The 15,699-nt window shown below is 69.4% G+C and carries 12 protein-coding genes and 1 pseudogene; 6 read left to right on the top strand and 7 right to left on the bottom strand.

Features of this window, described 5'->3' with window-relative positions:
• Positions 1-161 precede the first annotated feature (161 nt).
• Positions 162-710, bottom strand: coding sequence for a YceI family protein (locus OG788_RS02670; RefSeq protein WP_406368865.1), 549 nt, complete (start codon positions 708-710; stop codon positions 162-164).
• Positions 711-1,089: 379 nt separating this feature from the next.
• On the opposite strand from OG788_RS02670, the gene OG788_RS02665 reads away from it, so the two are divergent.
• Positions 1,090-3,648 carry a DnaB-like helicase C-terminal domain-containing protein gene (locus OG788_RS02665; protein ID WP_406368864.1) on the top strand — a complete coding sequence of 853 codons (2,559 nt, stop codon included), beginning with the start codon at positions 1,090-1,092 and terminating at the stop codon, positions 3,646-3,648.
• Positions 3,648-4,220, top strand: a complete 573-nt coding sequence (locus tag OG788_RS02660; protein ID WP_406368863.1) for a hypothetical protein — start codon at positions 3,648-3,650, stop codon at positions 4,218-4,220. Before OG788_RS02665 ends, OG788_RS02660 begins: the two co-directional genes overlap by 1 nt.
• Before the next feature lie 314 nt (positions 4,221-4,534).
• On the opposite strand, the gene OG788_RS02655 is transcribed toward OG788_RS02660, so the two are convergent.
• From OG788_RS02655 to OG788_RS02630, 6 genes are all read right to left on the bottom strand, one after another.
• On the bottom strand, positions 4,535-5,542 hold the full coding sequence (locus OG788_RS02655) for an NAD(P)H-dependent glycerol-3-phosphate dehydrogenase (protein WP_406368862.1): 1,008 nt from the start codon (positions 5,540-5,542) through the stop codon (positions 4,535-4,537).
• A 320-nt stretch (positions 5,543-5,862) separates the two neighbouring features.
• Positions 5,863-6,330, bottom strand: a complete 468-nt coding sequence (locus OG788_RS02650; protein ID WP_406368861.1) for an Ig-like domain-containing protein — start codon at positions 6,328-6,330, stop codon at positions 5,863-5,865.
• Between the two features lie 229 nt (positions 6,331-6,559).
• Positions 6,560-7,564 carry an IPT/TIG domain-containing protein gene (locus OG788_RS02645; RefSeq protein ID WP_406368860.1) on the bottom strand — a complete coding sequence of 335 codons (1,005 nt, stop codon included), beginning with the start codon at positions 7,562-7,564 and terminating at the stop codon, positions 6,560-6,562.
• Between the two features lie 169 nt (positions 7,565-7,733).
• Positions 7,734-8,477: an IPT/TIG domain-containing protein gene (locus tag OG788_RS02640; RefSeq protein ID WP_406368859.1), complete on the bottom strand. Its 744-nt coding sequence runs from the start codon at positions 8,475-8,477 to the stop codon at positions 7,734-7,736.
• A 400-nt stretch (positions 8,478-8,877) separates the two neighbouring features.
• Positions 8,878-9,399, bottom strand: coding sequence for a hypothetical protein (locus OG788_RS02635; RefSeq protein ID WP_406368858.1), 522 nt, complete (start codon positions 9,397-9,399; stop codon positions 8,878-8,880).
• A 35-nt stretch (positions 9,400-9,434) separates the two neighbouring features.
• The gene (locus tag OG788_RS02630; protein WP_406368857.1) at positions 9,435-12,716 is read right to left on the bottom strand and encodes a TIM-barrel domain-containing protein; all 3,282 of its coding nucleotides are present in this window, start codon (positions 12,714-12,716) and stop codon (positions 9,435-9,437) included.
• Positions 12,717-13,185: 469 nt separating this feature from the next.
• Here OG788_RS02630 and OG788_RS02625 point away from each other — a divergent pair, with 469 nt between their 5' ends.
• From OG788_RS02625 to OG788_RS02610, 4 genes and pseudogenes are all read left to right on the top strand, one after another.
• Entirely contained in the window at positions 13,186-13,752 is a 567-nt protein-coding gene (locus OG788_RS02625; protein WP_406377034.1) for a hypothetical protein, read from the top strand.
• A 46-nt stretch (positions 13,753-13,798) separates the two neighbouring features.
• Positions 13,799-14,046 (top strand): annotated as a pseudogene (locus OG788_RS02620) (transposase); the annotation flags it as partial.
• An 85-nt stretch (positions 14,047-14,131) separates the two neighbouring features.
• On the top strand, positions 14,132-14,593 hold the full coding sequence (locus tag OG788_RS02615; RefSeq protein ID WP_406368856.1) for a hypothetical protein: 462 nt from the start codon (positions 14,132-14,134) through the stop codon (positions 14,591-14,593).
• A gap of 341 nt (positions 14,594-14,934) precedes the next feature.
• The gene (locus OG788_RS02610) at positions 14,935-15,483 is read left to right on the top strand and encodes an FABP family protein (RefSeq protein WP_406368855.1); all 549 of its coding nucleotides are present in this window, start codon (positions 14,935-14,937) and stop codon (positions 15,481-15,483) included.
• Positions 15,484-15,699 lie beyond the last annotated feature (216 nt).

Below are 15,699 nucleotides of genomic sequence, written 5' to 3'. Positions count from 1 at the left end.
TTGAAGCCGGCCAACAAGATCTTGAAGGCCCTGCTCAAAGGCCTCGCGGAAGCGCCCCCAGGTACGACAAGACCGCCACCTCCAAAGGCGGACTGTGGCATCGGCGTGATCCGGCGGAAACGGGGGCCGGAGGTTCTCCCGACGGGATTTCCGCGCGACGGTCAGGCGCGTACGACCTGGACTTCGAGGAGGAGGTCGAGCTTGTCGGAGAGCAGGAGCTTCTCGCCGCCGATCGGGACGTTGAACTCCAGGCCCCAGTCCTTGCGGTTGATGGTGGTCTTGGCGCTGAAGCCGGCGCGAGTGCCGCCCCAGGGGTCCTCGCCCACGCCGTTGAATTCGATTTCGAGGGCGACCGGCCGGCTGACGTCCTTGATGGTCAGCCGGCCGTCGAGAAAGTACTCCTTGCCTTCGGCACGGACACCCGTGGAGGTGAAGGTCAACACCGGGTACTTGTCGACGTCCAGGAACTCCGCACTCCGCACATGGGCATCCCGGTCCTCGCTGCGGGTGTCGATGGAGGCCGCCTGGATCTCGGCCGTCACTTTGACGTCCTTGAGCTCGCTGCCGATCTCCACAGCGCCGCTGAATTCGGTGAAATGGCCGCGCACCTTGGACATCAGATGCCGGATGACGAAGCCGACCTCGCTGTGCGCGGGGTCGACGTTCCACAGGCCAGGGGTCAGCCCGGGGGCCGCGGTCGAGACGTTCAAGGGTGCTCCCACGTTGGTTTGAGGTGCCGTGCCACCGTTGTGCGGGCGCTCACGGCGACCTGCGGAATCTCCGCGACCCCAAGATGGTGACACATTGCAACAACAGTGACACTTAACGTAGCCAGTGTCGGCATGCCTGTGGACCGGTCCGGCGGGTGGTGGCGCAGTTGGTGGTGGTCGCCGGCATGCCGGCTCCTGCTGACGTCGCTCGATTCGACGGCGCGTCGCTGATTCCGACGGTGGTCCGCGACCGACATCGAGGTGAGGCGGTCTCCACGGATCGTAGAAAATATGCTCTTTGGGCCTTCAGGGTTGGCAACTCTGCATGTCAGATAGTGACTTACTGCTAGTATAGTGGTGAGTTGAGGAGGGTGCTGCGATGGTGCACACACCCGAGAGCGATCACGCTCGGGCCGTCAGGACCGTGACCGAAGCCCGCGAAGAACTGCATGCCCTGGTGAAGGCCGCCGAGGGTCCCGACGCCGGATCGACCGTGATCGACAACCGCGGCGTGCGCGCGGTGCTCGCTCCGTTGAACCGGTTTCCTGCCGCTCGGCACCCGGACCGTAACGGGCTCTCCGCGCATCCTCTCGGATCGGCGCAGAAGGAACTCGGTGACCTCGTGGCGCTGGCCGCGGAGGGCCGGCCCCAGGTTCTGAAGCGCTACACGACCCCGGTCGCGGTCCTGTTGCCCGTCGACGGGCCGATCAGGAGTGTCCCGTCCGACCCGGCCGCGCACGACGCGGCACCCGCAGGAGGTGCGGTGAACAGCCAGCCCACTCCCAGCCGTGAGCGCGGCCGCCGGCTCGCCACTCTGGGCGACGCCATCGGCGACGTCCTCTCCTCCGGACCCGCCCCAGGGCTCTCCTTCGGGCTGACGGGCCTGGACGAGGCCACTGGCGGCCTGCACCCTGGCCGGCTGGTGCTGGTCGCGGCCGAACCTCAGGTGGGCGGCAGCCTGATCGGCCTGGCCGCCGCCCGGCACACCGCACTCGTCGCCAACGGCCGCGTCCTGTACGCGGCATCAGGACCGAACAGTGCCGACATCACCCGCCGCATCATCGCCGCGGAGGCCGACGGCGACTACGCCCGCCTCAAGACCGGCGTCCTCACCCCGCACGAGCAGGAAGTCGTCGAACGGCTCCGCCGTGCACCGCTGCTCATCGACGACGGCAGCGACCTGACAGCGGAGGCCATCGCGGACACGGCGCCGCTCGCCGACGACCTGGCGCTCGTGGTTGTGGACCGGCTGCAGCGGGCCCGCAACCCGCGGCTCCCGCTGTCCGGCGAGAACCTCCCCGAGGCGAGCCAGATCCTGCATGAGGTGGCGCGCACTCAGCATGTGGCGGTCCTCGTGGTCCTGGATACCGACGACCCGGCCATCGTGAACCTGCTGGACGCGGACGTCATCCTCACCCTCACCACGCACCCCGGCCAACAGGTGACGACGGTGACGGTTGCGGAGCGCGACCTGGGCATCATCGGCAGCACCAGCCTGCGCCCCGACCTCGCCCACGCCCGCTTCCTCGACACCACCCCTGCAGCTCCCGCCACCGGCGCTCCCGCGGCTGGCGGCGCTGTCCCGGACCTCGTGGGCACCGCCGCTGACCGTGAACTGGCCGACGCCGCCCTCCCGTTCACCTCCGGAGCCGTCAGAGGACTGCCCGCAGAGGCGACCCGCCTGCTGGCGGCCCTGCGCACCGCGCTCGCGAGCGGCCAGGTGAGGGACCTCGACGAGCTCCGCGCTCCTCTGCGGGCCATGGCCGGTGCCGGACTGCATCTGCCCGACAGCGACGTGGGCCGCCGTCTCGCTGCCGCGCTGCGCACCTACAACACACCTGCCCCGAGCGACAGCGCCGCGCAGCCGGACGCTCCCGTCGCCCGGCCCGCCGCAGGCAGCGGCACCGCCTCGGACGATGCCGCGGACGACGCCCGGCGGGACGACGATGACGGCCTGGTCCCCGGTGACGAGGAGGACGAGCCGGAGGGAGCGGTCTTCCCCGCCCTGAGGATCCTCAAGGACGCGGTGGGCCGGTCGAAGATGCACCCGATCCCCGTCATCCGCTCCGAGGAACGGGAAGACGGACCCTGGCCGTTGATCAGTGAGGACATGGCGGGCGAGCCCAGCTGGGTCCACCCCGACGTCACCAGCACACGCGTCGCGCACATCCGGGACAACGGCAGGCGCGTGAGGCGGGACCAGCTCGACGTGCCCGCGTCCTTCGGTGAGGGCGTGATGTGCCTGATCGACCGCAACGGCAGCTACCCTTCCGCCTGTTCGGCCGTCCCGCTCGCCCCGAACAAGCTCCTGCACACCGGCCCCATCGAGGCCTTCGACAAGACCCAGGCCGGTATCTACCTCATCGACATCCCGCGGTGGAACCATCCGGGCATGCCGCACCCGCTCGGGCGGCTCGTCGACCGGCCCGACGACGACGGCCGCGTGTGGGTCACCACGCCGCACATCAAGCAGCTCGAAAGGCTCACCCGGGAAGGCCACCTCACCGAACCCGTGACCATCCACGACTCGTGGACCGGCAAGGCCAACGAGTCGCTGTTCAAGCCGTTCTACGCCGCGGCCCGCGAGGCCCGCACCGAGCTCGTCCAGGTCGGCGGGGAGCCGTACAAGAACTACAAGACCCGCCTGTCCATCGCGCTGCGCCTGCTGTGGCCCAAGCGGCAGGAGTTGCGATCCCCGTTCTGGCGGCCCGACTGGCGCATGAGCATGGTCGCCGAAGCATCCGTCCGCCACTGGACCGTGGCCTTCAAGGCCGTCCAGGAAGGCCACACGCTCATCGCCCTGCGCAATGTCGACGCCGCCCTCTTCTGGACTCCCCAGGACACCCCGCCCGGCACGTACCGGATCGGGACCGGGTTCGGCGAAGTGAAGGCCAAGTTCATCCAGCGCGGCGAGTTCGTCCCCGAAGGTGAGGACTGATGGCCGGACCCACAGGTCGCGGCAACTCCCTCGGCGCCGCCCTCAACGACGTCCTGCGCACCCAGGTCACCCCACGCCACCGGTTGTCCTCCTACGGCGCCAAACACTGGCACGCCCAGCTCAGCCAGCTCACCGGAACCCACCGCGGCTACCAGGCCCTGGAATCCGTCGGCCTCGACGTCCGACCCGACACCCTGATCAAGTGGCTGTCGGACTCTGAGTACAACGTCCGCCGCAGCTACCGCTACCTCATCCACACCGCGTACGAGAACGTCGCCGTCGTTCCCGCCGAACCCATCCCCGACCTCGTCAGGAACGGCCAGTTCGAGATCAGCGGCAAGGTCAGAACCGGCAACGACGAACGCGACCGCGGCACCCGCCGCGCCGCCCCGCTGCGCATCGACGGAAGCCGCGGGGACTGGAGCGAGATCGAGACGCTCTGGCTGGCCGGCGACCTTCGCGACGACGACTTCGAGGACCGCTTCATCGACGACGTCATCGTCGCCGACATCGGCGAAGGCACCGACGGCTGGGAATTCAACGGCGACTTCTACGCTGTCGAGCTCAGGTGACCTGCTCCGGTGGCTGGTGTGGGGATCCATTCGCCCGGCTGCGCGTGGCGGTTGAGTTGCTCTTCGACTGGGATCTACCGGTACCAGCACCGGGGCAACGAGCGCGGCCGCCAGTACGGCTGTCGCGACCGCGCTCCGGATTGTGGTCAGCAGCAGAGCTTCCCCTCCGGTGGATTCGGAGAGGCGATCGTGGACCTGGCTGCCGGGAAGAGGCGGCCGGCCGGGTGAGCGGTCACCAGGCCGTGACGGTTGTGCCCCGTCGTAGCCGCACGTTCGCGTCGTGCGTACGAACCCGCGACCTGCACGGATGGCGATCAGGCGCTGTACTGCTCGGGCTTCGGCGTCCGGGACATGAGCGCGGCGGCCGCGTCCGGGACGCTGGTCGTGCCGTCGATCACCGCGGCGACGACCTCGGTGATCGGCATCTCAATCCCATGGACCCGCGACAGTCCCAGGACGGCCCGGCACGACTTCACCCCCTCAGCCGTCTGCCCCGTCGCCGTCGTGGCTTCCTCCACACTCATCCCCTGCCCGAGATGCTCGCCGAAGGTCCGGTTCCGGGACTGCGGTGAGGAGCAGGTGGCGATGAGGTCGCCGGCACCGGCGAGGCCGGAGAACGTCAGCGGGTCGGCGCCCATCGCCTGGCCGAGCCGCGCGGTCTCCGCGAGGCCGCGGGTGACGAGCAGGGCGCGGGCGTTGTCGCCCATGCCCAGACCGGCCGCGAGGCCTACCGCGAGGGCGATGACGTTCTTGATCGCCCCGCCGAGCTCGCAGCCCGCCACGTCCGTGCCCGTGTAGGGGCGGAAGTACGGGGTGCGGCACGCCCTCTGCAGTGCGGTCGCGGCCGTCTCGTCGGGGCAGGCGATCACGGACGCGGCGGGCTGCCCGCCGGCGATCTCCCGGGCCAGGTTCGGCCCGGACAGCACTGCGATGCGCTCGAACGGGATGCCCGTGACCTGGTGGATCACCTCCGACATCCGCAGCCCGGATTGCGTCTCGATGCCCTTCATCGAGCTCACCACGACCGCGTCCGGCTCGATGTGCGGGGCCCAGGCGGCGAGATTCTCCCGCAGCGTCTGCGCCGGGATCGACAGCACGACATGTCGGGCCCCGGCGAGCGCCTCGACCGGGTCCGTCGTCGCGCGGAGCCGGTCGGGCAGGGCGACATCGGGCAGGTAGCGGGCGTTCTGGTGCCGGACGTTGATCTCGGCGACGACCTCGGGCCGTCTGGCGTGGATCGTGACGTCGCTGCCGGCGTCGGCGAACACCTTGGCCATCGTCGTCCCCCACGACCCTGCGGAGAGCACCGCAACCCGAGCCACCCGACACCCCGTCCACCTTGCGAGCTCTGACGCCGGCGACCCTATCCGCCACCCTTGGGCCTCCTCCACTTCACTGCCACGGCCTGGCGCGTCGCCAACCGGGGCAGGACCCGCTCGCCTCCTCGCAGGTAGAGAACGCGTCGAACCGGGGCGGTCGGTCCGTTGCGCAGCCCAGTCGCCTCCGCTTCGGTCGGGACCAGGACCTACACGCTTTCACCTGTCGAGCCGACCCCGGACATCCGCCCCTATGGGTGCTCTTTGACGGACGGACGAGGGGGGCCACGGGCCCGTGGCCCCCCCGTCCGTCCAGCGGGCCGGGCTCACTTGTGGATGCGCGTCACATTGTGGCTGTCGACGTTGACCTCGTTGTGGATGTCCCCGACGTGGAAGTCGATCAGTCCGCACAGCAGGCAGCCCGGGTTGTTGGCCGGGGGAGCCGGGGCTTGGGACACGGTGATGGTGGTGATGGCGCTGGAGGCGCTGCAGCTGTCGTCGCCGTTGTAGGCGGCGGTGATGGTGTGTGTCCCGGTGGTGGTGAAACCGGTGAGCAGTGAGGAGTGTCCGTCGGTCGAGACGGGTGCGGTCGCGAGGAGATTGTCGCCGTCGAAGAACGACACGCCGAGGCCGCCGCTCGGGTCCGAGCTGCAGGTCACCGTCGCGTCGAGGGTCACCAGGTGCCCCGCTGTCGCCGGGGAGGGCGTGGCCTGGACCGTGGTCGACGACGGATCGGCGGCGGCAGCCGACGGAGCGAGGGACAGCACTGTGGCCGCCGCCGCTACGGCGACCATGAGTCCGGCTGTGCGTGCACGACACGCTTTCACTGAGGGGCCTCCTCGGTCTGATCGTCAGGCGGGGGTTCGCCGTAACCGTTCGGGGCGTGACCCTAGGCCGCTTTCGATGGCATGTGCGGGAGGCGCGGGACCCGGCGGACCCACCCGAGTCATCTGCTCGCTCGAATGGGCTGAAGCGGGCCGGTGGCTCGAGGCGGGCGCGGGCCGGGGATTGCCGTGGAACTGGCTAGATCGCGGGAGGCGCGACGCGCTGGTAGGTGAGCGAGTTGCTGGTGCCGCCCGACGTCGTGACGCTCACCGGCACCGAACCCGACGGACCCGCCGGGGCGATCGCGACCGCGGTCGTGTCCGACACCACGGTGAAGGCCGCCGGTGCGGTACCGAAGTGGACCGCGAAGGTCGTGGTCAGCCCGGTGCCTGTCAGGGTCACGGCGGCGCCCGCGTCCGTCGGCCCCTGCGCGGGCGAGAGCGCGGTGAGCGCCGGCGCCGCCAGGTAGGTGTAGACGACGGAGTTGCTGGTGCCGCCGGGACCGGTGACGGTGCACGCGACGGAGCCGGTGCCGGGCGGGGTGACCGCGGTGATCTGGGTGGCGGAGTTGACGGTGTAGGAGGTCGCGGGGGTGCCGCCGAAGGTGACGGCGGTGGTCCCGGTGAGGCCGGTGCCGGTGAGGATCACGCTGGTCCCGCCGGTCGCCGGTCCCGCGGCGGGCGAGACGGACAGCAGCGAGGGCGCGTTGAGGTAGTAGAAGAACACCGGCCCCGAGGTGCCGCCGACGGTGGTCGCGGTGACCGCCACCGCGCCGGTGCCGGCCGGGGTGACCGCGGTGATCTGGGTGGCGGAGTTGACGGTGTAGGAGGTCGCGGGGGTGCTGCCGAAGGTGACGGCGGTGGCCCCCGTGAGGCCGGTGCCGGTGAGGACCACGCTGGTCCCGCCGGACGTCGGGCCCTGGTTCGGCGCGATCGCGCTGAGGGTCGGCGTGGGCGCGTAGGTGTAGGCGACCGTGTTGCTGAGCCCGGCGGGTGTGCGCACGGTGACGTTGACCGTGCCGGTTCCGGGCGGGACGGTCGCCGTGATCGTCGACGGGGTGGTGACCGTGTACGACAGGGCGGCCGCGGATCCGAACGTGACGGCGGTGGCGCCGGTGAACTGGCTTCCGTTCAGGGTCACGGGATTGGTGCCCGCCGCCGGACCCGTGTTGGGTACGACCGAGGTGAGGACGGGAGGGGCCACGGTGACTCCAAGGGGTGTGGTCGGCCTGGCTGGGCCGCGAGCTGGGGGGTCACGGAGGCGGTGCGGGCAGGCGTACGCGAGCCCGCACCGCCTGCGCTGGGCACGGGCCGGTGGGACGGAGCAGACCGGAGCGGACCGGGCCGTGCGCGGCCGTGTGTCCGAGACGCCGTCAGATGCCGGGACCGGACAGGTAGGTGAAGCCGTCGCTGAGGGTGGCGCTGCCGCCCCCGGTGGTCACGACGACATCGACGGAACCTGCGGTGCCGGACGGCGTGACGGCCACCAGCGTGGTGCTGTTCAGCACCGCGAAGGATGCCGTGGTGCCGCCGAAGGTGACGGCCGTGGTGGACGACAGGCCGGTGCCGTTGACGGTCACCGAGGTGCCGCCGGACGTCGACCCCGAGGTGGGGGTGAGCGAGACCAGTGTCGGCGCGTCGACGTAGGCGTAGGTGAGCGGAGCGGTCGTGCCCCCGGTGGTGGTGACGGTGACGTCGACGGAGCCGCTGGAGCTGCCGCCCGGAACGACCACCGACAGCCGGCTGTCCGAGATGACCGTCGGGGTCGCGGTGTTGGAGCCGAACGACACGGTGGTGGCCGTGGAGAGGCCGTATCCGTTGATGATGACCGTGTTGGTGCCGGCGGTCGGACCGGAGCCCGGGCCGAGGGACACCGCGATCGGCGGGCTGATGTAGAAGAAGGAGAGCGAGTTGCTCGTCCCTCCCGCGGTCGTCACGTTGACGTCTTCGACGCCGCAGCCGGCGGGGTCGATGACGGTGATCGAGGTCGGGGTGTTCGAGGTGATCGTGGCCGTCCTGGACCCGAAGTGGACGGCGGTGGCACCGGCCAGGTTCACGCCGGTGATGGTGACGGTTGTTCCGCCGCTGGTGGGGCCTTGGTTGGGACTGATAGGCATGAGGGTTTCCTCCTCACTCGGAAGTCTTCTCCGAGCAGCGACTGGGTGTTCCGATCCACGGACGCCCCGAACCGGCCCAGGCCGACACGTCCGGCCGCCGGCGGATGAGGATGTGCGGAGGCCCGTCCGGACGGGATGAGTTCAGTCCCGGGAGGGAGGCTTGTCCGCGGGGACTCGATGGATCGTCGCCCATTGATGCAGACACCTGAATTGACCCATCAGAGTGATCCCCTTACCAAGGGAATTGACACGGTATCAACCGTTTGGCGGAGCGCGCCGGGGGTGCGGCAGCGCGTTTCGGTGGTACGCGGTCACCTGCCGGGCCATCACGAACACGGAGGGCTTGGTCAACGGCCGTGCGTGAACGCCCTGGGCCATGGCCTGGACTCGTCCTCGGCCGTCACACGGCGGGATCCACGTTCCACGTCTCCGGCAGATCTCTGCCGCAGAAGACGCAGATGAAGTCGTCCTCGCGCACGATGTTGTGCTCCTGGCAGCCAGGACACCGCCGGAACACCACCTCGTGGGTGAAGCCGGAGGGTCGCCCGAGCCCTGCATCGTCCAGAGCGCGAGCGACCTCCGACCAGGAGGTGACGTCCGGGCAGTACCCCGTGGACTGGTTGCTGACCTCGCTCACGGCCCACCAGTCCGCCTCACGCACGAAGCCGATCTCGCCGGCACTCAGAACCATGGCTCCGCCGGCACAGGCAACATGCTCGCTTCGCCGCGGCGCCAGCCGAAGCACACCGTCCGTGCCGACCACGAAGGTGAACGGTTCGGCCGGCTCCGCCGCCGATCGCTCAGCGACCCAGCCGCCGAATTCCGTCGCCGAGCTGATCCGGCACCCGCCGCTGCCCGGCCGGACCGCAGTCTTCGGTTCGACCGGTCCGACATATCGGTAACTCCGCCCCCGCGCACTCACGTGAGCCAACCCAGAGCACTTCCGACAGGCCCTGGTCAGTACGTGACGGTGATCGGGGTGTGCACGCTGTGGCGTGGGAGCGTGATGGTCAGGATCTTCGAGGTGCTGTCCCAGTGGGAGGCGTGCGGGGACAGGCGCACGCCCGTCACCGAGACCTTGGTGGGTGCGTGAGCTCCCAGGAGTGAGAGCGTCCACCGGCGAGACTCCACCTGACCGGGGAAGGATCCCCTCGCCGGAAGGATCGACAGCGTGCGGTGCGAACCGTTCTGCCGGTACCGGATGGTCGTCGTGGCGCTGCGCTTCTTCTGTTCGGTGGAGCCGTCGTCCTCGTAGAGGCTGAACGACCCGGACGCACCGGCGGCGACGGTGAGCGTGATGTCGGTCAGGGGGTTGTGGTCGTTGCTGGACACGTCGTGCGTGCGGGTGGGCAGGATGCCGCCTGCCTTGATGAATACCGGCATCGAGTTCAGGTCGGTGGTCACTTCCTGGGTGCCCCCGCCGGTGTAGGTCTCCCCGGTGAAGTAGTTGGTCCACTGGCCGGGAGGGAGCCATACCGAGGTCGTGGCAGAGGAACCCGGCGTGGTCACGGGAGCGACCAGCACCTCGGAGCCGTAGAAGTACTCGCTGTCCGCGGCAGCGTAGGCCTGGGGCTCGTCGGGGTACTCCAGGTAGGTGGGGCGGACGATGGGCACGCCGGTGCGGTTCGCCTCCTCGGCGAGTGTGTAGGTGTAGGGCAGCAGGTTCTCGCGGAGATTGAGGAACGTGTCGGCCGACCGCCGCGCCGCCGTGCCGTACTGCCAGGGGAGCCGGTCGCTGTGGTTGCTGTGCAGGCGGTCGATGGGCTGGAAGGCGCCGAACTGGACCCAGCGGGCGTACAGGTCGTCGGGCAGTTTGTGGGTGGTTCGGGTCTGCCCGCCTTCGGTGTACGTCTCCGAACCGGTCAGCCCTGTCGTGTCGTTGTGTCCGCCGATGTCGTGGGTGATGGCAGCCATCCCGGTCGCGGCCGACTCCCCGGGGGTGTAGCCGACGGCCAGCTTCAATGTGCCCCACGTCGAGGAAGTGTCGCCGGTGAAGTGCACGGTGGTGCGCTTGTCCGCCCATGGCCCGGTCGGCAGCCCCTGCTGGCCGCTGTACCCGGCCGCCTGCAACGAACCGTACGCACGGGAGAGAACGAATCCGCGGCCGAGGGTCTCGGCACTGGCGGTGGCGTACTGCTGATTGATCCACGCGTCCGGGGTCACGCCCGGCAGCGACGACCGCGATGCGTCGCAGCACCAGTCGAGCCACCAGAAGTCGTTGCCCTGCCGGTCCATGGTCCGGTGCAGGTCCATGTACGCCTTGAGCTGGTCCGGGTCACCGAAGTCGAAGGTGTAGCAGTTGTTCTCGACGCCGGCGCCCGAGGCGCAGCCGCCCTTCGTCAGCTTGCCCTTGGCCGTGGCCTGCGCCTGGGCGAACTGGGGGTCGGACGCGAGGATGCTGGGATGCACATTGAGCGTGTTGTGCAGTCCCTGGGACGCGGACCAGTCGAAGAAGCCCTCGGGGTCGGGGAACTTCGAGGGATCCATCTCCCAACCGCTCCAGTTGTTCACGGCTTTGAAGTCAGTGTCGGTGACCAGGACGTCCAGCGGGGTGCCCTCGGAGCGGAACGCCGGGAGGATGGTGTTCTGGTAGTCCGTCGCGGTGCGGTCGATGTACTCCGAGTACCAGACGCCGTAAGCCCATTGGGGCAGCAGTGCGGGCGGTCCGGTCAGTGCGGCCAGATCGGCCAGTCCCTGCTTGTAGTCGTGCCCGTAGCCGAAGACGTAACCGTCCTGGTAGGGCGAGCGTCCATGGCCGGGGCGGGGTTCTGTCTTCTTCGTCGTGGTGTCGTACAGCGCTGATGGCGTGTCGTCGAGGAGATACCAGCCGTCCTGGTTGAGCAGCCCGGGTGTGGTGACGAGGGAGTTTTCGTTGCCGGTCACGCCGTCGAGGCCTCGGCGGTATCCGCCCAGCGCGATGTGCGGCGGGGGCGCGGCAGCCGTGGGCGCGGCCACCGAGACGGTGTCTGCGTTGATGTGGCAGCTGGCCACGCCGGGGCAGCCGAGGGTGATGCCGTTCGTGCCCGCCGCGAGAGTGACGGGCACCGAGGCCGACTGCCAATCAGCCCAGTCCTTGGTTGCGGGGAACGACAAGGGGGTGTCGGTGCCGGTGGCGGACACGGTGGCGGTGCGGGTCTGGTGGAGACCGTCGCCGCCGATGCCGTTGGCGTAGCGGACCCTGAGGGTGTAGACGCCGTCGGCGGGCACGCCGACCACATGGGTCGTCAGGCTCGATCCCTGGTTGAGCTCACCGACAAAGGCACTGCCGGCGTATCCCTTGTGGTTGACGGCGCTGACGGCCGTGCCGCCGATGCGTCCCGCCTCCGCCTCGCAGCTCGTGCCGTACAGGCAGTCCGTGATCGCGGTGCTGGAGACGGGCGGGTATGCCTCGCCGGGCCGGACGAGGCCGATGCTGTCCAGATTGACGTTGCCGGAGTCCGAGGCCGTCCGGGTCAGGGAGAGCGTGTGGTGACCCGCGCCGAGTCGGACGCTCGCGGTGGCGACGTTCCAGGTGTCCCAGTTCGCCGTGGTCGGCAGGGAAACCGTCTGCTGATCGCCGCCGTCCACGCTGAGCGTCAAGGTGCGCGTCCGGGTCTGGCCGTCACCTCCGCGGGAGTTGGCGTAGCGCACGTCGAGCTCATAGGTTCCGTTGTCCTTGACATCGATGTCGGCGGACGCCGAGCTGCCGGTGCCTTCGAATCCCGCCGCGAAGCCGGTCCCGGTGTGGCCACCGTGGTCGGAGGCGACGGAAAGCCCGTCGAGATGGAGGTTCTCCGCCTCGCACAGTGTGCCGAGCGTGCAGGTCAGCCGCTGCCAGGGGGTGGCGGTCACGGGAGTGCGGCCCGCCGTCGACTGCACCGAGAGGTTCTGGGAGTCGAAGGGCCCGGAGCCGACCTTGTAGCGCAGGCTCATCGCGCTCGTTCTGATGGTGAGCCAGCCGTTGGACGTCCTGGCGCTGTACGCGGCCGGTTCGAACCCGTCGCGGCCGATGGCGTTGAACGTCGGATCGTCGGTGAACTTCCGGTCGCCCGCGTATTCGGTGCGGATCAGCGTGGGCGAGAGGATCTCGAAGCGGGCGTCCCCGGACGAGACGGTGGGGATTCGATGGCCTTGCTGTCCATCGGCTGACGCCAAGTCAGCCCCTGCAAGCGTCGTGGTGGCGGCGACAGCGAGGGCAGCGGCGACGCATACCTGCTGTCGTGCGGATCTCAGCCGTCGCCTCGGTGTTGTGGCCGTCATGCGCGACTCCGATCTGCTGTCGGTCGGGAGGCGCCTCTCCGCCATGCCGGTCGAGACCCGGATCCAGCCTCCCGCTTACGGGCAATGGTCGAGCTGGGGGCGTGCTCTGAGGGTGCGGGCAGTACAGGGTGGAATCGGTCCGCAGGGCCCTCAGTCGCTCTTTTCATCGTTGGAAAACGGCCCTTGGCATCAGAGCACGTCGTCTCTCGCGGTGTCCATATGGCTGACGGCAGAGTTCCGGGCCTGTCGTGTCCGAGTACCTGTGAGTCGACAGGTGGTGCACTGCCGCCCTCGGCAAGCGGCAACCCGGTCGGCGCACGACCCAGCCGGGCCACGTCGATCCGGCCCTGAACGAGGCCGCAATGGAGGGATCCCTGCCCGCGGTTCCCCTTACGCCCGGCCCGGAACCGCCGCGCCGCTGGCCGAGGCCGGGCGGCTCTTCGGACGGCTCGCGCATCTGCTGGACGCCGTGGAGGACCGGGAGACCGACGCCGCGGCCCCGCTCACCGAGGCCCACCGGCTCGCCGACGACGCGCTGCACGCCAGGAGTGCCCCGCTCTCAGCCACTGCCGCACTCGCGGCAGCCAGTCTTCGGCGGCCCACCTTCATGGCACGCCCCTCGGCATCTTTCACTGTGGGCAGGACGCGATACGAACGCCGTTCCGTGCTGTTGGGTGTCCCGGCGCAGATGGTCGCGTCTCGCGCGGGGTTCAATTGCCTTGCCGCTCCGACGCCGACCAGCGATTCTGGGCCGGTGCCAGGGCAGAGGAAAAGGAAGCGGCGGCAAGATGCCGAGAGGCAGCGGCATGCCGCCCGCACCGCGCCGGACGCGGGACGCTGGGAACTAATCTTTGAGACTCCGGACGAGGCGGAGTTGCGCGCGCACCTGCGCCGACTTCGCGAGGCACGGATCGACGGGTCGATGATCCGGATCGACACGCTGTGTGGCCGCCTGGTGCAGCCGACCGCCTATCGCCTGAGCCGGTTCGTGGCGGACCCCGCGTGCGAGTCCGACAGCGAGCACTCTGATCATTGATCTTGTGGCACGTCGAGGTGAGTCGTCTGACGCGGCGTGGGAGCGAATGGAGCCCTTGGTGCCGCAGCTGGACGGGCAGGCCGTCCGTGGAGTGATCACCGGCACGTGGTGACGGGCCGCGGTGGCGGCTGCGGACCGGAGCCCCTGGCGTGATCAGCCCGAGCGGTACGGGCGCCGTGGCAGACCGTCGACGAGCGTGCGCCCGCTGGGACGCGGACGGATCCTGGGCGGCGACCTTGGGCGAACCTGCTGCACCACGTCCAGGTCTTCGACGATGCGCTGGGCCGGGTGAAGAACCGCCGTGCACGGATGCCGACCTCGCCGCCGCAAGTGCTGTCGCGCGGCGCCGAGCTAGCTCACAACTGGGGAAAATAGAGGGATGGCCAGCAACGAGATCCGGTTCGACCGGCAGCAACGCGACGATCTTGGCGTGTTCGAGGTCGTCCCGCGCATCGACGGAATACCGCTCACCGAGCTGATCGACACGTTCGAGATCGGTGCCGGAATGCGGCCCGCAGGCGACGCCTTCGGCGGTCTCATCCCGCAGCACTTTCGGTTCGGCCCGATGAACGACCACTTCCACGGACAGTCCACCGACTCGACGAGGGCGAAGACGCCCGTGCTCGGCTGTGCATGCGGTGACTGGGGATGCTGGCCGCTCAAGACCCGCATCACAGTGACAGCCGGCCTCGTGATCTGGGACTCCTTCGAGCAACCCCACCGCACCACACGCGACTACACGACGTTCGGCCCGTTCCAGTTCGACCGCCACCAATACGATGACGCCTTGCGGGCCCTGAGCGTCGCGATCGGTTCCGATATCGACGACGCGCGCGCATGAGCGTTGCAGAACTCCGTCAGCGACAACGGCTGAACTCCGTCAGTGCCCTCTGCGACGCGGCAGGCGTCGACAACTACCACTACGCCTACAGCGCCTGGGGCACCTCCACCTCCACCTCCACCGCCACTGGTCGCACTGACGGCGACGGCGCCAAGCCGTCGCCCGCGACAGCCACCACCGGCGACGAACCCACTCGTTGGAGGGGCGATCCGGCAAGCCCGCCCTTGACACGCCATCAGCCAACTACACTCCGAACGGCGCCTCTGACCAGGCCAGATAGCGAAGCGCTGCTGGAGTCCGGGCTGCCACGCGAAACCAGCCTCAACCCAGGAGTTCATGTCATGGTCGACCCCGTTCGGAAGCCCCCGTACCCCGACGCACTCCGGCCGGACCAGGCACCCGCGCCGCACGCGCTGCTCGCGCCGGTGATCGGATTTCTCGGCACCTGGGCCGGACGGGGCCGCGGGAACTACCCGACGCTCGCGGAGGAATTCGCCTACGAGCAGGAGGTCACCTTCAGCCACGACGGTCGGCCCTTCCTCCACTACGAGACACGCGCCTGGCTGGTGGACACGGACGGAAATCCGCTGCGCCCGTCGGCCCGGGAGAGCGGCTGGTGGCGAATTCAGGCCGATGGGTACGTGGAGGCGCTGATCACCCAGCCCACCGGCATCGCGGAAATCCTTGTCGGCCGAGCGGCCGACCGCGCGGTGGATCTCACCACTCAGCAGGTGGCGCTCGCCCCCACGGCCAAGGAGGTCGTCGCCACCCGCCGCCGATACACCCTGACGGACGAGAACACCCTCGACTTCCTCCATGACCTGGCAGCGGTCGGTCAGCCCCTGCAACACCATCTCTCCGCACAGCTTCGACGTGAGGGCGGAAGCTGAGACGCGCAGCGCAGCCGACCACAAGAACGCGTATGCACCCTCGACGATGCGCTCCGGCACGAACACGAGCCGCGTCCAAATGATGGCCCAGGGACTCCAGAGCAGGTAGAAGACCAGGGACGGGAGGAGCGAGGACGGCCAAGCAACCTCCTCGATGCTGCGACGCAGACACTCTCGCGGCGGGGACGATCGCCTCGGGTTCCGTCAGGGGCCGCG

The organism is Streptomyces sp. NBC_00647 (assembly GCF_045207245.1).
Lineage (GTDB): Bacteria > Actinomycetota > Actinomycetes > Streptomycetales > Streptomycetaceae > Streptomyces.
This window is presented reverse-complemented; position numbering and strand designations above follow the sequence as displayed.